The following is an 18,629-nucleotide window of genomic DNA, read 5'->3' on the forward strand; positions in this document are numbered from 1 at the left end:
GGTCTCGCCCATGCCCACGATCCCGCCGCTGCACACTGTAAGCCCGGCGGCCTGGGCGGCTTTTATGGCGGCCAGCTTCTGGTCAAAGGTGTGGGTGGTGCACACATTGGGAAAATTGCTCCGGGAGGTCTCCAGATTGTTGTGGATCCGGGTGACACCTGCTTCCTTCAGCTTTTCATACTGAGACTGGTCCAGGAGACCGAAGGAGGCGCAGACCAGACAGCCGGTTTCTTTCCGGATCCTCTGGATGGCCAGGCACATCCGGTCCACCTCCCTATCGTTTAACTGCCTGCCGGAGGTCACGATAGAAAAGCGGGGAACACCCTGTCTGTGATTCCTTCCAGCTTCCCGGACAATGGTATCAGCATCCAGCAGAGGATATTCCTCTGCGCTGGAAGAAGAATAGGCGGATTGGGCGCAGAACCGGCAGTTTTCCGGGCAGCGGCCGCTCTTCCCGTTGATGATGGTACAGAGGTCGAAGCGGTTCTGGCAGAAATGGAGCTGGATCTGGCGGGCGGCGGAGCAGAGCTCCTCCAGGGGAGCCTCATAAAGGGCCAGGGCTTCCTCCCGGGAGATCATGCCGCCGTTTAAGATCCGTGTTTTCAGTTCCTGGATCATGGTCATAGGTTCAGTCATGGGTGCCTCCTAAAGTAAACTAAAAATTTTATATGGTTTACAATATCATAAAAACAGAGAAATGTAAACTATGTAATAAATTTGGTTGACAAACAGAGGGAGGAAAACTGCCTTGACAATCCGGCTGAAATTCCGCAAAATAAGAGGAAGAGAGGGGCTGGAGAGTCTGCTTTTCCGGCCCTGGGAAAATACGGAGGGATGGATGCAAATGGGAAAGACCATGGAGGAAAAGGCGTTCCGGGAGCACGTTTCCTGGGTGATGTTTCTGCTCAGTATCCTGGTGATCTGGGCTCACTCTTATAATGCGGAGCTGTTTTCCGGCGGCGCCCCGGTCACAGAGGGGATCTGGCTGACAGTCCACAGGATCCAGGATTTCTTGTCCGCGGCCCTGGGGCTGACGGCAGTGCCGGGATTTTTTATGCTGTCGGCGTACCTTTTTTTCCGCAGCTTTTCCTGGGAGAAGCTTCCGGCAAAATGGAAGAGCCGGGTCCGCAGCGTGGCGGTCCCCTATCTGGCCTGGAATCTTTTTTATTATCTGGGCTATGTGCTGGCAACCCGCATTCCGGCCGTTTACCGGCTCATTGGAAAACCGCCGGTGCCATTTAACGGGGAGGAGCTTCTGGCGGCTGTTCTTCATTACCAGTACGCGCCGGTATTCTGGTATCTGTATCAGCTGATGTTCCTGATCCTGCTGTCCCCGGTCCTTTACTGGATCATAAAGAACCGGACCCGGGGGCTGGTCTTTCTGGCAGTTGTCATGGCGGCCGTCCATTTTCATCTGGATACCATGCATCCGAACACCGACGCACTTCTTTACTATTCCTTTGGGATCTTTATGGCCGTCCATGGCCGGGAATTGACAGAGGCTTCTTATGGAAAGGGGCGGATCCTGGCGGGGATCGGAAATGTCCTTATGGCAGCGATCTGTTTCTGGAGGATGGGGAAGCCCGGGGCAGATGTTTTGTGGATCGTCATGTTCCGTTTTTTCCTTCCCATATCCATATGGCTTCTGTTTGACAGCGGACGGATGGGAAAGACCCGGCCGTGGATGCGCCAGAGCCTGTTTTTATACGGGATCCATTTTATCCTGGTGCGTGTTTTTAATAAGGCCGGAGCCCTGGTGCTGGGACGCGTGCTGGATGGAACGGCCATGGCGGTCTTAGCTGTGGTCTGGTTCCTCCTGCTTCCGGCGGCGGTGGTGGCATCCTCTTACGCGGCGGCCCGGATCCTGGTCCGGTATGCGCCAGCCGTGTGGCGGATCTTTTCCGGAGGGCGGAGCCTGGACTAAGGCTTCCTGAAAAATGAAACAGAGAGGAAATGACAGATGATACTGGAAAAAGAAGACTGGGAGGAGCCAGAGTGCTGCTTCAGACCACATATAGCAGCCGCAGAGGCGGTGCATACAGGGAGCGCGGACGGAGGTCCCTCGGTCCGGGAGGTGATCCAGGGCTTTGACCGGCTCCTGGACCGGGATGCCAAACGGGAGGCGGCCATATATCTGGAGGACTGGATGGCCCGGTATGAGGAAGCCGGGGACTGGGCATCCCAGATCACTATATTGAATGAAATGATGGGCTTTTACCGCAATTCCGGAGAGAGGGAAAAGGGCCTTGCGGCGGTGGAAAAGGGGCTGGCCCTGGTGGGAGATCATGGGCTTTCCCAGACTGTCACCGGCGGCACCACCTGTCTCAATGCCGCCACTACCATGAAGGCTTTTGGAAAGGCAGCAGAGGCCATGCCGTATTACGACCAGGCCTTTAGGGCCTATGGCGGGAGCCTGCCGCCGGGAGACTACCGGTTCGGAGGCCTGTTCAACAACATGGCCCTGGCCTGGGAGGACCTGGGAGAGTATAGAAAGGCGGAGGCATATTATAAGAAAGCCATGGATATCATGGAGGCGCTGCGGCCGGGAAGCCTCCTGGAGATCGCGGTCACCTGGGTGAACCTGGCGGTGCTGTATGAGAAGGCGGGACGGGAGGAGGAGATCGACGGATGTCTGGAAAAGGCAGTGGAGATCTTTCGCTCTGGAGAGGTTCCCAGAGACGGATATTACGCGTTTAATTGCCGGAAATGCGCGGAAACATTCGGACATTTCGGATATTTCAGAATAAAGAAGGAACTTACCGAGGCGGCGGACCGGATCTATCGGGAAGCCGGAGAGGAGCCGGGGAGATGACAGGTGGAAAGAGCAGTGGAAGAGCGGCAGATATGGAGCCGATAGAGGAAGGACAGGACAGGGGAAACGTTATTAGGGGCCTGGAGCTTTCAGAACGGTTTTTTGGCGAATACGGCCTGCCCATGCTCCAGGAGCAGTTTCCCCAGTATATGGATATGATCGCCGCGGGAGTGGCCGGAGAGGGCTCCGACTGCTTTGGTTTTGATGATGCCATATCCCGGGACCATGATTTTGAGGCCGGCTTCTGTCTCTGGATCCCGGACCGGCTGGAGCATGAGCTGGAATTTAAGCTGTCCCGGGCTTATGGGAAGCTGCCGGGGGAGTATCTGGGAGTGAGGCGGGAAAAGCAGAGCCTCCTTGGCGGCGGACGCCGGGGCGTTTTGCTCACCGGAGAATTTTACCGCCGGTTCACAGGAAGGCCGGGAGCGCCGGAATCCCTGATGGAATGGCTGTATACGCCGGAGCACAGCCTGGCCTGTGCCGTCAATGGAAAAGTGTTTTACGACGGATGCGGGGCGTTTTCTGCCGTGCGCCGGGAGCTGGAGGACGGATACCCGGAGGACGTGCGTCTGAAGAAAATGGCGGCCCGGGCCGTCCTTATGGCCCAGTCGGGGCAATATAATTATTCCCGGTGTCTGAGGCGGGGGGAATACGGAGCCGCCGCCATGGCCCTCCACGAATTTGTTTCGGCAGGGCTTTCCATGATCTTTCTTCTGAACCGCAGGTACATGCCGTATTACAAATGGTCGTTCCGGGCCGCCAGGGAGCTGCCGGTGCTCCGTGAGGCTGCCGGGGAGCTGGAGCGGCTGCTGACAGGGGGAGCAGCTGTGCCGGGGGATGCGGCTGGCGTTTATGAGCCAGGGAATACGGAACCAGGGGACAGAAATGGCGTCCGTGGATCCGTGGAGAAGGAAGCAGAGGACACAGAGGGATCCTGCGGACCAGCAAAGAAGCGGCTGGCTGGCGGCCCGGTCCGGACAGAGGAGAGGATCGAAATGGTCTGCCGGGCTGTGGTACAGGAGCTGAAGCGCCAGGGCTTGACCGGCGGGGACTGGGATTATCTGGAGCCCCATGCCATGGAGCTGACGGAGCGCATCCGGGACGGAGAGCTTCGGAACCTTCATGTGATGGAGGGGTAGGGAGCCGTCGGCCAGGATCCGGTTTCGATTTCTCTCTTAGCTGGAGACAGCAGCGGCAGGCAGCTGTCTCCAACTCCATCAGTCCCCGGGTTTGCGAGATCTGACAAATGAATATAAACAGATGACCAGAACGGTAAAAATACCAACGGCCGCAGCGCCTGTCTTCCAATTAAAAGTACCACCCGGATACGTGATTCCGATACCGCCATGGCCAAACAGGCCAGCTTTTCTGGATGCCCGTGCAACGTCGCTGTAATTATATAATGGCATACTGCTGTCATTCTCTTCATTTGAAGCAGAAAGCAGATCCGTATTCTGAGCTGCAGTGGGCCAGTTACCCTCAAAAGCACGGGCTGCTGACGGTTCAGCAGGGATTATAAACTCAGCTTTTTCTTCGCTGTTAAATACGATCGCTGTGGGATATCTTATTCCTGGGATACCTGAAACGATTTCATATGTATAGTTTTTGGGATCATATCCCGCATGCTCCAGTGTATCTTTAATGGTTTCCGCATAGTTTACAGTCTGGCCATCAAAGATATGGATTGCGCCAACATGCCATTGATTTAAAATTTTTTCTAATTCTGTCTTTGCATCTTCTGGAACATCTTCAGAAATATCTTTCCCTGTTTCTGAATGGACCAGGCCATGATTCAGGGAATCCAATATTTCATCGTTCAGAGACAAGATTTCTGAATATTCACGGTCATTCCTGTCTATCAGATGTTCCATGGCGTAAATATTAAAGGTTAATACATTTATCATTAAAATAACAGTAAATACCCCGGATAATTTTTTATTCATGCTTTGCCCCCTCTCATTTGCATTATATCAGTTTTTAGTATCATGCCGCAATAAAACACTGAAAATCAACGCCCGATTTTCAGCGAAAAAACACTTGCACTCAAAAATAAACTATGCTATACTTATTTAGCTGTTCTAAGGGAACAGGTATATAAATAAACGTGACTGTCAGTCATGTACCAAAAAATAAAGAGGTGAAAATCATGAAAGAGGGAATCCACCCAAATTACTATCAGGCCAAGGTCGTTTGCAACTGCGGTAATGAATTTGTAACTGGTTCTACCAAGAAAGACATTCACGTAGAAATCTGTTCCAAATGCCATTCATTCTATACCGGTCAGCAGAAGGCTGCTTCCGCTCGCGGACGTATCGAGATGTTCAACCGTAAGTATGGTGTGAAAGCAGACAAATAAGGTTTGATAAAGCAGGGTTGAGCTTTTGGATATTTCTGAAAACTCAGCCCTTTTTGTTTACCCGGAGGCCAGGCGGAGTGGGAACGCTCCCGGCAGGCCCCGGAGGCAGACGGGCCGGAGACGCGCGTCTGCGGGATCTTACAGACATGGAGGTTTAAAATTGAAATATTCCGGTATCGGGGGACAGGCAGTCTTAGAGGGGATCATGATGAAAAACAAGGATACCTATGCCACCGCCGTCAGAAAGGCTGACGGGGAGATCGTGATCCAGAAAGACACATATGTGAGTATGACGGAAAAAGTGAAAATCTTTTCCCTTCCGTTTGTACGCGGGATTTTCAGCTTTGCGGACTCAATGATCCTGGGGATGAAGACCCTCACCTGGTCGGCCAGCTTTTTTGAGGACGATGAAGAGGACGAGGCTCCGGGAAGATTTGAAAGCTTCCTGATCGATAAATTCGGAGAAAAAATGGAAAGCGTCGTCATGACGGCGGTGATGATCTTTTCCGTGTTCATGGCCATCGGGATCTTTATGGTGCTCCCGCTTCTGATCGCCGGCTTTTTCCGCCGGTTCATCCAGTCGGAAACGGTCATGGCAGTACTGGAGGGAGTGATCCGCATCGGGATCTTTATCGCTTATATTAAGATCATTTCCAGGATGGATGACATCCGCCGCACGTTCATGTACCATGGCTCCGAGCACAAATGCATCAACTGCCTGGAGAACGGGCTGGTATTAAATGTGGAAAACGTCCGGAAGAGCTCCAAGGAGCACAAGCGCTGCGGCACCAGCTTTCTTCTGATCGTCATGGTCATCAGCATCCTGTTCTTTATGGTGGTCCGGGTGGACACCATCTGGCTCCGGATCGTCAGCCGGATCGTACTGATCCCGGTGATCGCGGGCGTGTCCTATGAGGTGCTGCGGCTGGCAGGCACCAGCAATTCAAAGATCATGGACATCATAAGCCGCCCCGGCATGTGGATGCAGGGACTGACCACCAAGGAGCCGGACGATTCCATGATCCAGGTGGCCATCGCCGCTGTGGAGGAAGTGTTCGACTGGAAGAAATACCTGGAGGAGAACTTTCCGGAAACGTATCCGGCCGGGTATTTTGAAGAGCAGGAGAAACTGGCATGACCTGGGGGGAGCTGTTAAAACAGGGCCAGGAGCGCTTAAAGAAGGCCGGGATCCAGGAGTATGAGCTGGACGCCTGGTATTTGTTTGAACAGGCATTTTCCATGAGCCGGGCCAGGTATTTCCTGGATGCAAAGGAGGAGGCGGCGCCGGGGGATGAGGCGCTTAAGGCCTATGAGGACGGCCTGGAGCGGCGTTCCGGCCGGGTGCCCCTCCAGCATATCCTGGGCACACAGGAATTCATGGGCATGGAGTTTTTTGTCAATGCCCATGTGCTGATCCCCAGGCAGGATACGGAGACGCTGGTGGAAACTGTGTTAAATGAGCAGAAAAACAGAAATATTTCTGTGCTGGATATGTGTACCGGCTCCGGCTGCATCGCCGTCAGCTTAAAGGCCCTGGGCGGATACGCCCGGGTGGCAGCGGCAGACATTTCTCCCGAGGCCCTGGAGGTGGCAGAAAAAAACGCCGGAACGTATCCGGTGGAGTTTCGCCAGAGCGATATGTTCGCTGCCTTTGAGCCGGGAAGGGACATGTTCGATGTGATCGTTTCCAATCCGCCCTATATCCCCAGTGAGGTGATCCGGGGCCTGGAGCCGGAGGTGCGTGACCATGAGCCTCTGGGAGCCTTAGACGGGAAAGAGGACGGCCTGTATTTTTACAGGATCCTGGCGGAGCAATGCGGGGATTTCTTAAACCAGGACGGTTCCGTTTATTTTGAGACGGGTCACGACCAGGGGGCGGCGGTGAAGTCGCTTTTAGAGTCCCATGGATTTCAGGATACAAAGGTGATAAAGGATCTGGCGGGCATGGACCGGGTAGTGCGCGGAACGTGGCTGGGGCAGATCCGGAAATAAAGAAGGAGGTTTCCTATGTTCGACCGTTTGGAAGACATTGTTAAGCATTACGAAGAGCTGATGTTTGAGTTAAACAATCCGTCCGTGGCAGAGGATCAGAAAAGATTCCGGAAGCTGATGAAGGAACAGTCGGATCTGACGCCGCTGGTGGAGACATATAAGGAATATAAGCAGGCAAAGCAGGACGTGGAGGACAGCCTGGCCCTTCTGGAGGAAGAGAGCGACGAGGAGATGCGGGAGATGGCCAAGGAAGAGCTTTCCGACGCGAAAAAAAGGATCGAGGAGCTGGAGCAGCAGCTGAAGATCCTTCTGCTTCCCAAGGACCCCAACGATGATAAGAACGTGATCGTGGAGATCCGCGCAGGCGCAGGCGGAGACGAGGCGGCCCTGTTCGCTTCCGAGCTGTACCGGATGTATGTCCATTACGCAGAGCGCCAGCGCTGGAAGGTGGAGCTGATCAACGTCAGCGAGAGCGGCATCGGCGGCATGAAGGAAGTGGAATTCATGATCACTGGCCAGGGCGCTTATTCCAAGCTGAAATACGAAAGCGGCGTGCACCGGGTACAGCGTGTGCCGGAGACTGAGTCCGGCGGCCGGATCCATACGTCCACGGCCACTGTGGCGATCATGCCGGAGGCCGAGGAGTTTGACGTGGTCATCGATGAAAAGGATATCCGCATCGACGTGATGCGCGCCTCCGGAAACGGCGGCCAGTGCGTAAACACCACCGACTCTGCGGTGCGTCTGACCCATATTCCCACGGGGATCGTGATCTACAGCCAGACGGAGAAATCCCAGCTGCAGAACAAGGATAAGGCGTTCCGCCTGCTGCGTTCCAAGCTGTATGACATGGAGCTGGAGCGCCGCCAGAATGAGGAGGCCGAGGCACGCCGCAGCCAGATCGGTACCGGCGACCGGTCCGAAAAGATCCGCACCTACAACTTCCCCCAGGGACGTGTGACCGAGCACCGGATCAAGCTGACCCTTTATAAGATCGACTCCATCATGGACGGCGATCTCCAGGAACTGATCGACAGCCTGATCGCCGCAGACCAGGCGGCCAAGTTAGCTAAAATGAACGAGACGTAAGCCGCTGTATGCCGGTCGGACCATAAAGGCGCTGGAATAGAAAAATGATCTGTAAAAAAGGACGGGCTGCGCCGGATGGCGGATCCTGTCCTTTTTTTCAGGCCAGGAGACTGGCACAGAGGAAAAGCAGCAAAAGACCACGAAGGAGAACGCAGGAGGAACTATGGAAATGAAGTTTTATGAGCGGGTGGGCCTGGTCTGCAGCCGGATCCCCAGAGGGAGGGTGGCCACCTATGGCCAGATCGCCCTGCTCTGCGGAAAGCCGGAGAACTCCAGACAGGTGGGATACGCTTTGAAGCATGGACTGGCTGGAGAAAACGCGCCGGCTCACCGGGTGGTGAACGCCGCCGGGATCTTAAGCGGGGCCGCTCATTTTGCGTCCATGGATCTCCAGTGCCTTCTTCTGCGGGAGGAGGGCGTGGAGGTGCTGTGGACTCCTAAGGGCTGGAGGACGGATCTGAAGCGTTATGGATGGAAAAATACCATGGAGGAGGCCTTGGAGCTGAACCGGACCTTTTCTGCCATGAACATCTGAGGCTCTGGAAAAAATCGGCAGAATTTAAAGAAATCTTAAAGATATACGCGGATCTTTGTAACATCCGGCCTTTCAATCATCCGGGATTTATGCTATAATGACGCCATATATACGGGAAAGGTGCGTCCTTTTCCAGCCGCAGGGGCGCTCATGCCGCGCGGCGGACGCCCTTGAAAAACGGACTAAAACAGCAGAAAAAGAAGGAGAACAGATATGAAAGGTATCATTCTTGCCGGCGGCAGCGGCACACGTCTTTATCCACTGACGAAGGTGACTTCCAAGCAGCTTTTACCCATCTATGATAAACCCATGATCTATTATCCCCTTTCCGTTCTGATGAACGCAGGGATCCGGGATATCCTGATCATCTCTACCCCCGACGACACGCCCAGGTTCGAAGCTCTTTTAGGCGACGGCCATCAGTTCGGCATCACCCTCAGCTATGCAGTACAGCCCAGTCCCGACGGGCTGGCCCAGGCCTTTATCATCGGCGCAGATTTTATTGGAAACGATTCTGTGGCTATGGTTCTGGGAGACAACATTTTCCACGGCCAGGGATTAAAGAAGCGCCTCAGGGAGGCGGCTGCCAGGGAAACGGGAGCCACTGTATTCGGATACTATGTGGACGATCCGGAGCGGTTCGGCATTGTGGAATTCGATAAGGACGGAAAGGCTGTTTCTATTGAAGAGAAACCGGAAAAGCCCAAGTCCAACTACTGCGTCACCGGCCTGTATTTCTATGACAACCGGGTGGTAGAGTACGCGAAGAACTTAAAGCCCTCTGCGAGAGGCGAGCTGGAGATCACGGATTTAAACCGGATCTATCTGGAAAATGGGGAACTGGATGTGACGCTTCTGGGACAGGGCTTTACCTGGCTGGATACGGGGACCCATGAATCCCTGGTGGAGGCCACCAACTTTGTAAAGACCGTGGAGACCCATGAGCACAGAAAGATCGCCTGCCTGGAGGAGATCGCCTACACCAACGGCTGGATCACCAGGGACGAAGTCATGGAGGCCTATGAGATCTTAAAGAAGAACCAGTACGGCCAGTATCTGAAGGACGTGGTGGACGGCAAGTACATCGACAAGCTGCCGGGACACGCGGACAGATAAACACTCCCTGCCCAGGACCGGGAGCGTTCCCGGGATCAGAACGCCGGAAGGCGGCGGGGCTGAGGAAAATGAATAAGGAGAAATAAAAATGAAGATCATCGTAACAGGCGGCGCCGGTTTCATCGGCGGCAACTTTATCCATCATATGGTAAATAAATATCCGGAGTATGACATCGTCAACCTGGATCTGCTCACCTACGCAGGAAACCTGGAGACCTTAAAGCCTGTGGAGGGAAAGCCCAACTATAAATTTGTAAAGGGCGACATTGCGGACCGGAAATTCGTATTCGATCTGTTCGAAAAGGAAAAGCCGGATATGGTCGTAAACTTTGCGGCCGAGAGCCATGTGGACCGCTCCGTGGTGGATCCGGAGAGCTTTGTGCGCACCAACGTTATGGGTACCACCACGCTCTTAGACGCATGTAAGGAATACGGGATCAAGCGCTATCACCAGGTATCCACCGACGAGGTATACGGAGACCTGCCCCTGGACCGTCCGGACCTCTTCTTTACCGAGGAGACTCCGCTCCACACCTCCAGCCCCTATTCCTCCAGTAAGGCCAGCGCCGACCTGTTCGTCATGGCATACCACAGGACCTTCGGGCTGCCGGTGACCATTTCCCGCTGCTCCAACAACTACGGCCCCTACCATTTCCCGGAGAAGCTGATCCCGTTAATGATCAGCCGCGCCCTGGCCGACGAGTCCCTTCCGGTATACGGAACAGGCGAGAACGTGAGAGACTGGCTCCATGTTTCCGACCACTGCGAGGCTATTGATCTGATCATCCACAACGGCCGGGTGGGAGAAGTATATAATGTGGGCGGCCACAACGAGCGCACCAACTTAGAGGTTGTAAAGACCATCTTAAAGGCCCTTGATAAGCCGGAGAGTCTGATCAAATTTGTAACGGACCGTCCGGGCCATGACCGCCGGTATGCCATCGATCCCACAAAGCTGGAGACCGAGCTTGGCTGGAAACCCAAATATAATTTTGACACCGGGATCCAGCAGACCATCCAGTGGTATCTGGACAACGAGGACTGGTGGAAACACATCTTAAGCGGCGAGTACAGCAATTATTTCGATAACATGTATGGAAAGAGGCTGGGTGAGAAATAATGAGGATCTTAGTAACAGGCGTCAAGGGCCAGCTGGGCCATGACGTGGTAAATGAAATGGTAAAACGCGGCCTGGAGCCCGTGGGCGTGGACCTGGAGGAGATGGACATCACCGATGCCGGGGCCTGCCGGAAGGTGATCACGGAATCGAAGGTGGACGCTGTGATCCACTGTGCCGCTTATACGGCTGTGGATGCGGCCGAGGACAATGTGGACGTATGCAGAAAGGTCAACGCAGATGGCACCAGGAACATTGCAGAGGTCTGCCGCGACCTGGATATCAAGATGATGTACATCAGTACGGATTACGTGTTTGACGGCCAGGGGACCCGTCCCTGGGAGCCGGATGACCAGCGCCATCCCTTAAACGTATACGGTCAGACCAAATATGAGGGAGAGCTGGCAGTGGAGGAGCTGGTGAAGAAATTCTTCATCGTCCGCATTGCCTGGGTCTTCGGCGTCAATGGAAAGAACTTCATTAAGACCATGCTCCGCATCGGAAAGGAGCGGGGCGCGGCCACGGTGGTGGACGATCAGATCGGCTCCCCCACCTATACCCACGATCTGGCCAGACTCCTGGTGGATATGATCCAGACGGAGAAATACGGCCGGTACCATGCCACCAACGAGGGCTTATGCTCCTGGTATGAGTTCGCCTGCGAGATCTTCCGTCAGGCGGGGATGGACCAGGTGAAGGTGACGCCGGTTCCCACCAGCGGATATCCGGCCTCCAAGGCGAAGCGGCCTATGAACAGCCGGATCAGCAAGGAAAAGCTCACGGAAAACGGCTTTGAACGGCTTCCGGACTGGAAGGACGCAGTGGGCCGCTATCTGAAGGAGATCACCTGGTAGGAAGAACGATGACTGGAGCTGCGGCGGAGATCTCCGCAGGGACCTCCGGGGCCGGAGGCTTCCTTTTGGGCGGCTGCGGCATAAAATAATACAGGGATCAGAAAAGCGGCCGACAGCGTGGGACGTGGCGTGCGGCCGCTTTTTTGGCAGCGGGGGGAAACCTTTTTAGGAGGATGAGAAAAATGGGAAAATATTTTGGAACAGATGGCTTCCGGGGAGAGGCCAACGTAAATCTGACGGTGGAGCACGCCTATAAGGTGGGACGTTTCCTGGGATGGTATTACGGGCAGAAGGCCAAGGGAGAGCGGTGCCGCATTGTGATCGGAAAGGATACGAGGCGGTCCAGCTATATGTTTGAGTATGCTCTGGTCTCCGGCCTTACGGCTTCGGGGGCAGACGTGTATCTGCTTCATGTGACCACCACGCCCAGCGTGTCCCATGTGATCCGGACCGAGGATTTTGACTGCGGAATCATGATCTCTGCCAGCCACAATCCCTATTATGACAACGGCATCAAGGTTATGAACGGCAGCGGCGAGAAAATGGAGGAGTCTGTGATCCTGGAGATCGAAAAGTATCTGGATGGAGAAATGGGAGAGCTTCCTCTGGCAAAACGGGACCATATCGGCCGTACCCAGGATTTTGCAGCCGGGAGAAACCGTTACATTGGTTATCTGATCTCCATCGCCACCCGCTCCTTTAAGGGAAAAAAGGTGGGGCTGGACTGCGCCAACGGAAGCGCATCCTCTGTGGCAAAGAGCGTATTCGACGCCCTGGGAGCCGATACCTTTGTGATCAATAACGAGCCTGACGGCTTAAATATCAATACAGACTGCGGCTCCACCCATATCGGCAGGCTCCAGGCCTTTGTGAAGGAGAACCATCTGGACGTGGGCTTTGCCTATGACGGCGATGCAGACCGCTGCCTGGCGGTGGACGAAAACGGAGACGTGGTGGACGGCGACCGGATCCTTTATATCTGCGGAAAGTATATGAAGGAGCAGGGAAATTTAAGGAATAATAAGATCGTCACCACAGTCATGTCCAATCTGGGCCTTTATAAGGCTCTGGACCGGGAGGGCATCGGCTACGAAAAGACGGCCGTGGGCGACAAATATGTGTATGAAAACATGGCCCAGACCGGAAATTGTCTGGGCGGCGAGCAGTCCGGCCATATTATCTTCAGCAAATACGCCACCACCGGCGACGGGATCCTTACCTCCTTAAAGATCATGGAGGTCATGCTGGAGAAAAAGGAGACTTTGTCCAGACTGGCCTCCGAGGTGACGATCCTTCCCCAGGTCCTCAAGAACGTGCGGGTGGCTGACAAGGCAGCAGCCCTGGGCGACGAGGATGTGAAGCAGGCAGCGGCCGACGTGGAAAAGGCTCTGGGAAGCGACGGAAGGCTGCTCCTCAGACAGAGCGGAACCGAGCCGCTGATCCGCGTCATGGTGGAGGCCGAATCCACGGAGATCTGTGAAACGTATGTGGATCAGGTGATCGATGCCCTTAGAAAAAAAGGTCACGCAGTCTTATAAGCTGCGGCCCTCATTATTTGTCCCGGCATAGCTCCCATAAACAAAAGATATGGGAGCTTTTGTTGCTATAACAGAAATGAGATGATATAATGTGTTTTACATAAATTCTGAGAAGAGGACTGATGGATATGGGGTTAGACCTAAAAGCGTAACGCAGTTTATCGTAGAAAAATACAGCGTGGTTTACCGACTCCGGCCTTAACGTGGAGGAAAAATGGTTCAGAACGTAAAACGCCAGTGAAGGACATAAATGGAGGAAGCAGATCATGAAAAATGTGGAACGATATCAGAGAGTACCGGTGGTCCATTACCCAGAGCGGGAATGGCCCGGAAAAGAGATACAGAAGGCGCCCGCATGGTGCAGCGTGGATTTAAGGGACGGAAACCAGGCCCTGGTGGAGCCCATGGTGGTGGAGGAAAAGATCGAGATGTTCAATCTCCTGGTGGAAATGGGATTTAAGGAGATCGAGATCGGCTTTCCTGCGGCCTCCCAGATCGAATTTGACTTCTTAAGACAGTTGGTGGAGCGGAATCTGATCCCCGACGACGTGATGGTCCAGGTGCTGACCCAGTGCCGGGAGCACCTGGTGAAGCGTACCTTTGAGGCCATCCAGGGGATCAAAAAGGCTGTGGTCCACATTTACAATTCCACATCCACCTTACAGCGGGATGTGGTATTCCACATGGACCGGGAGGAGATCAAAAAGATCGCCACAGACGGCGTCGCCATGGTAAAGAATTATATGAAGGACCATGACGGAGAGGTGGTACTGGAGTATTCACCGGAGAGCTTTACGGGCACAGAGCTGGATTTCGCCCTGGATATCTGCAACGCGGTCCAGAGAGCATGGGGACCGACGCCGGAGCACAGGATGATCATGAACCTGCCGTCCACGGTGGAGATGACGACTCCCAACGTGTATGCAGACCAGATCGAATGGATGAACAGGCATCTGGAAAACCGGGAAAGCATTATCTTAAGCGTCCATCCCCACAACGACCGGGGAACCGGAGTGGCGGCCACAGAGCTGGCGCTCCTGGCAGGTGCGGACCGGGTGGAGGGCACTCTGTTCGGAAACGGCGAGCGGACCGGAAATGTGGATATCCTGACCCTGGCTTATAATATGTTCTCCCAGGGCATCGACCCGGAGCTGGAGATCTCCGATGTAAAACGGATCGCGGAGGTGTATGAGCGGTGTACGAAAATGCACATCGATCCCCGCCATCCCTATGCCGGAAAGCTGGTGTTCACCGCCTTCTCCGGCTCCCACCAGGACGCCATCAACAAGGGCATGCATGCGCTCCTGGAGCGTCAGAGCAAGGTATGGCAGGTGCCGTATCTCCCCATCGACCCGTCGGATATCGGCCGGGAATACGAACCCATCGTCCGGATCAACAGCCAGTCCGGAAAGGGCGGCGTGGCCTTTGTCATGGATACCTTCTTTGGCTTCAAGCTGCCCAGGGGCATGCATAAGGAATTCGCCGACATGATCCAGAAGATCGCCGAGCGGCAGGGAGAGGTGGCCCCCGAGCAGATCATGGAGGAGTTTCGGAAAAATTATCTGGACCGGAAGGAGCCGTACCACTTCAAAAAATGCAAGATTACGGATTTCGAGTCCGCCGGAGATTTTACCACCGTGGCTGTGGTCACCTACACGGACCATGGAGTGGAAAAGCAGTTTGAGGGCGTTGGAAACGGCCCCATCGACGCCGTCCAGCGCGGCCTGGAGGAAGAGCTGGGCATCAATATCAAGGTCCTGGATTACAGCGAGCACGCCCTGACCTCCGGCTCCGGAGCCCAGGCGGCCTCCTACATCCACATGATGGATCAGGACCGGAAGCGCGTCACCTACGGCGTCGGCATCAGCTCCAACATCACCCGCGCCTCTCTGCGCGGCATCTTCAGCGCCGTCAACCGTTTATATGGAGACAACTGACAGATTCCTTACATTTACATACCCCTTCTTATGGACCGGAAGCTCCCCCCCAAAAAGCTCCCGGTCCCTTTTTATGCCTAGGAAAGAGCGTCCTGTGACAAAAAAACTCTGTGGAGCCTGACGTCAGAAAACAATGACTGTATGATGGTTCCATGGTATAATGTCCATAAAACGACATTATACCACCTGCTGTTTTAGGCAGAAAAAAGCATACAAAAATGATCAAACATACAGACCAGGGAGGATCAAATGGAAAAGAAAGTTATAAGAAGCGGCGTATTTGTAAAGATCATCGGCATCATCACCACAGCTATATTTTCACTGGTCAGCCTTTTCCTTGCCATAACAGGAAACATCATGGCTTCCATCTGCTTTTTACCATTTGTGGCGCTGGGGATCCTGCTCCTTCTGGCCTATAAAAAAGAAAGGATCCTCGTGGAAGAGGACCGATTGACCTTTTTCCATTTATTCAAACAGCCGAAACAGGTAAAATACAGCGATATCCGATGCCTGCTCCTGGTCCCTCTGGGCAGCCGGACACAGATGGTCCTTGTGGACCGGCAGTATAACCGGCTCGTCACGCTGGACTATGCGCTGGCCGATCTGGAAATATTGTTTGAAGCTCTCCTGGAAAACGACATTCCCAGCGTAGATCTTGGCGAAATGACAGAAAAGGGAGAAAACGTATCCCAATACATAAATGCATTAAACGTCATGGAGAAAAACCATTACAGATCCATCGCAGACGAAACAAAAACAATGGAGAGCCTGTCAGAAGGAAACGAGCCCTTTCACATTGCCGGAGCAAAGAAATTTTTAAAGGCAGCAGGCTGGATCCTGATACTTCTGAATGCAGCGGCCTTCCTGGCAGGCGGTAAGCTCATGGTCGCTATCTTTCTTTTTGTACTTCTGGCCGCCTACGGGATCTACCTCTGGTTTTACCCATACATCTATATAGAAACCACCACAAAAAAAGGAGAGCAGAACGCGCTCCAGATGCCGGTCCTGGGTCCTGTAATCGCAATGCTTTTATGCCTGAGCGTCTCAAAAAGCTTTGATTACGATCTGGGAAGCCTGCTCAGGATAACCATTTACCTAACAGCTTTGCTGTCCATTCCATACATCATCAGATCAGCAGGCGCAAAGGTACCCCAGAGACTGTCCCGGAAGCTATCAGTTATTCTGGCTGTCCTTGTTATCTCATTCACGGCCACATTCCCCCTGAACTTCCTGCTGACCTTCGACAAATCGGCCCATGAAACCATATCCGTTACAGACAAAGACATAAGCACCAGCGGCAGCACCACCGACTACTATCTATACGGAAACTGGCACGGAGAAAAAACAAAATTTAAGACATCCAGAAGCGTATACAACAACACAGCCATCGGAGATACAAGAAGGATCTGCCTGAGAAAAAGCGCCCTGGGCCTAAAATACCACACAATCCACCAATAGATCCTGATTCCTTTCCATGCCCCTCGCTCCCGGCATTCCCAGGCCCCGCCCCCACCCCTACCTCCCCATGTGCAGGAGCCCCCTGGACTTCCCGGTCCGCCTGGATCTGCGTTATGAGGCAGCATGGACTTGTCTGAGCGCAGCGAGTTGTCCATGCTGTCTCATGCCCTTAGCAGAGCCGGGCGGGCCTCGGAAGACCGGGCTCCGAACCCCAGGGGAGGCAGGGGTGGGGGCGGAGCCGTCTCTCTGCCACTTTTTTGCCATAAATGCTTCATAGAATTGTAATGAAAACGTGAAGAAAAAGTGATGAAAAAAATACAGAAATATGATATACTCCATACAACAGATGAGAAAGAATAATTTTGACAGATTTTTTATAAAGGAGGAAATGATATGAGAAAAGGTTTAATGGTTCTGACACTTGCAGCGGCATTCACAGCCGGAATGGCAATGACTTCCTTTGCAGGCTGGTCCCAGAAAAATGGAAACTGGTATTACTACAACGATTCCACAGGAAAAATGGTCCAGGACGACTGGGTGAAGGTCAACGAAAAATGGTATTATATGGATTCCAACGGCGTGATGCGGACCAACAGCCTGATCGACGACACCTACTATGTGAACAGCAGCGGCGAAATGGTGCTCAACGAATGGAGAGAGCTGAGCGACAACTGGGATCATGAAGGCGGCTGGAGATACTTCGGAGCCAACGGAAAGGCTTATGAGAACGGCTGGAAGCAGATCCATGACGTATGGTACTATTTCAACAATTCCGTAATGGCCACCGGCTGGCAGGATCTGGACGGAGATATCTATTATCTGGGCAACTCCGGCGCGATGGCAGCCGGCTGGAAGCAGCTTCCGGATCCCAACGACGACTGGGGTGAGTACTGGTTCTATTTCGGCACCAATGGCAAGATGGTGCGGGAGACAGAAAAGAGCATCGGCGGCACCGCTTATATCTTTGATCATGAGGGACGGATGCTGACCGGATGGGTAAACCCGTCAGACTATACCTCCACAGGCCGCGACGATCTGTCCAGCTCGGATACCGCCCACTTACGGTATTACAGAAGCGGCGGACAGCAGGCGGACGGCTGGCAGTACCTGGCTTCTCCGGACGATGCAGAGGAAAGCTGGTATTACTTCCGTGACGGCCGCGCATACTCCACCGAGTATAAGACCACAGTCATTGGCGGACACTACGGTATGGCGAAGATCAAAGGCGAGACCTACTGCTTCGATACCCAGGGCCGTATGGTGACCGGAATGGTAGAAGTGGAAGACGGCAGAAAGTTCTACTTTAACCCCGATAACGGCGAAATGATGACAGGCCGCGTAGTTGTAAACGACGATGACCATGACAACGAGGTATTCTACTTCACGACCACAGGTTCTCTTGGAAACCGCGGCGACGGCTACACCGGCATCAAGGACGGAGCTCTTTATGAGGAAGGCGTTCTGATCCGGGCAGAAGAAGGAATGAAGTACGAAAAGGTAAGCGTTGACGGCAAGGATTACGTAGTAAACGAGCAGGGTAAGGTAAAGACCAGCGGTACCGTGACCGACGCCGACGGCGTGAAATACAGGATCACAAAACAGAGTGACGGCACATACAAGATTGAAATCACTGATTAACGATCATTTCCTCTTGAAGAGAAAGGGTCCCGGAAACGGGACCTTTTCTTTTTGGAAACAGCGAACAAATGTTTGAATCTGGGAGAGAATCATGGTATAATGTCTGTAAAACAGACATTATACCATGGCGCATCTGGTTTTCGCGTTCACCGCGAAAATCCAGGCGCTCAAATCTCCCGGAGGGGTA

At 53.7% G+C, this 18,629-nt stretch carries 18 protein-coding genes; 15 read left to right on the forward strand and 3 right to left on the reverse strand.

The genetic code is table 11. The features are described from left to right. On the reverse strand, positions 1–636 hold a 636-nt coding region (gene bioB / locus WIH05_RS11105; protein WP_337425385.1), incomplete at its 3' end, for a biotin synthase BioB. 208 nt (positions 637–844) lie between these two features. Between bioB and WIH05_RS11110 the strand changes: the two genes are divergently transcribed. Genes WIH05_RS11110 through WIH05_RS11120 form a run of 3 tightly spaced genes read left to right on the forward strand, consistent with a single transcriptional unit; the run spans position 845 to position 3,951 of the window. Continuing rightward, positions 845–1,924, forward strand: coding sequence for an acyltransferase (locus WIH05_RS11110; protein WP_337425386.1), 1,080 nt, complete (start codon positions 845–847; stop codon positions 1,922–1,924). A 36-nt stretch (positions 1,925–1,960) separates the two neighbouring features. Further along, positions 1,961–2,812 (forward strand): tetratricopeptide repeat protein, encoded by an 852-nt coding sequence (locus tag WIH05_RS11115; protein ID WP_215654799.1) that lies wholly within the window; start codon positions 1,961–1,963, stop codon positions 2,810–2,812. Continuing rightward, positions 2,809–3,951 (forward strand): DUF4037 domain-containing protein, encoded by a 1,143-nt coding sequence (locus tag WIH05_RS11120; RefSeq protein ID WP_022272869.1) that lies wholly within the window; start codon positions 2,809–2,811, stop codon positions 3,949–3,951. Before WIH05_RS11115 ends, WIH05_RS11120 begins: the two co-directional genes overlap by 4 nt. Before the next feature lie 78 nt (positions 3,952–4,029). Here the strand turns inward: WIH05_RS11120 and WIH05_RS11125 are convergent, their stop codons facing one another. After that, positions 4,030–4,755, reverse strand: coding sequence for a hypothetical protein (locus tag WIH05_RS11125; RefSeq protein WP_022272868.1), 726 nt, complete (start codon positions 4,753–4,755; stop codon positions 4,030–4,032). A gap of 203 nt (positions 4,756–4,958) precedes the next feature. On the opposite strand from WIH05_RS11125, the gene rpmE reads away from it, so the two are divergent. The 12 genes from rpmE (at position 4,959) to WIH05_RS11185 (ending at position 18,442) form a co-directional block, all read left to right on the forward strand. Continuing rightward, the gene (rpmE, locus tag WIH05_RS11130; RefSeq protein WP_022272867.1) at positions 4,959–5,168 is read left to right on the forward strand and encodes a 50S ribosomal protein L31; all 210 of its coding nucleotides are present in this window, start codon (positions 4,959–4,961) and stop codon (positions 5,166–5,168) included. A 160-nt stretch (positions 5,169–5,328) separates the two neighbouring features. Then, the gene (locus tag WIH05_RS11135) at positions 5,329–6,306 is read left to right on the forward strand and encodes a DUF1385 domain-containing protein (protein ID WP_337425387.1); all 978 of its coding nucleotides are present in this window, start codon (positions 5,329–5,331) and stop codon (positions 6,304–6,306) included. Next, positions 6,303–7,160: a peptide chain release factor N(5)-glutamine methyltransferase gene (prmC, locus tag WIH05_RS11140; protein ID WP_022272865.1), complete on the forward strand. Its 858-nt coding sequence runs from the start codon at positions 6,303–6,305 to the stop codon at positions 7,158–7,160. The genes WIH05_RS11135 and prmC overlap by 4 nt, the downstream gene beginning before the upstream one ends. 15 nt (positions 7,161–7,175) lie before the next feature. Beyond that, complete coding sequence (gene prfA, locus WIH05_RS11145) at positions 7,176–8,249, forward strand: peptide chain release factor 1 (protein ID WP_337425388.1); 1,074 nt, start codon at positions 7,176–7,178, stop codon at positions 8,247–8,249. A 169-nt stretch (positions 8,250–8,418) separates the two neighbouring features. Then, positions 8,419–8,784 (forward strand): MGMT family protein, encoded by a 366-nt coding sequence (locus WIH05_RS11150; RefSeq protein WP_337425394.1) that lies wholly within the window; start codon positions 8,419–8,421, stop codon positions 8,782–8,784. Between the two features lie 213 nt (positions 8,785–8,997). Then, positions 8,998–9,900 carry a glucose-1-phosphate thymidylyltransferase RfbA gene (gene rfbA, locus WIH05_RS11155; protein ID WP_337425389.1) on the forward strand — a complete coding sequence of 301 codons (903 nt, stop codon included), beginning with the start codon at positions 8,998–9,000 and terminating at the stop codon, positions 9,898–9,900. 88 nt (positions 9,901–9,988) lie between these two features. Further along, the gene (gene rfbB / locus WIH05_RS11160) at positions 9,989–11,020 is read left to right on the forward strand and encodes a dTDP-glucose 4,6-dehydratase (protein WP_215654807.1); all 1,032 of its coding nucleotides are present in this window, start codon (positions 9,989–9,991) and stop codon (positions 11,018–11,020) included. Then, a complete protein-coding gene (gene rfbD / locus WIH05_RS11165; RefSeq protein WP_337425390.1) occupies positions 11,020–11,871 on the forward strand; it encodes a dTDP-4-dehydrorhamnose reductase in 852 nt (283 codons plus the stop codon). Before rfbB ends, rfbD begins: the two co-directional genes overlap by 1 nt. 182 nt (positions 11,872–12,053) lie before the next feature. Then, positions 12,054–13,409 (forward strand): phosphoglucosamine mutase, encoded by a 1,356-nt coding sequence (gene glmM, locus WIH05_RS11170; protein WP_337425391.1) that lies wholly within the window; start codon positions 12,054–12,056, stop codon positions 13,407–13,409. A 266-nt stretch (positions 13,410–13,675) separates the two neighbouring features. After that, a complete protein-coding gene (gene leuA, locus WIH05_RS11175) occupies positions 13,676–15,346 on the forward strand; it encodes a 2-isopropylmalate synthase (RefSeq protein WP_337425392.1) in 1,671 nt (556 codons plus the stop codon). Between the two features lie 249 nt (positions 15,347–15,595). Continuing rightward, the gene (locus WIH05_RS11180; RefSeq protein ID WP_022272857.1) at positions 15,596–16,804 is read left to right on the forward strand and encodes a hypothetical protein; all 1,209 of its coding nucleotides are present in this window, start codon (positions 15,596–15,598) and stop codon (positions 16,802–16,804) included. A 393-nt stretch (positions 16,805–17,197) separates the two neighbouring features. Continuing rightward, on the forward strand, positions 17,198–18,442 hold the full coding sequence (locus WIH05_RS11185) for a glucan-binding protein (protein WP_022272856.1): 1,245 nt from the start codon (positions 17,198–17,200) through the stop codon (positions 18,440–18,442). Here WIH05_RS11185 and WIH05_RS11190 read toward each other — a convergent pair. Then, on the reverse strand, positions 18,432–18,629 hold a 198-nt coding region (locus WIH05_RS11190), incomplete at its 5' end, for a hypothetical protein (protein WP_337425393.1). The two genes, WIH05_RS11185 and WIH05_RS11190, sit on opposite strands and share 11 nt — an antisense overlap.

The organism is Alitiscatomonas sp., assembly GCF_037242085.1.
GTDB lineage: Bacteria > Bacillota > Clostridia > Lachnospirales > Lachnospiraceae > Alitiscatomonas > Alitiscatomonas aceti.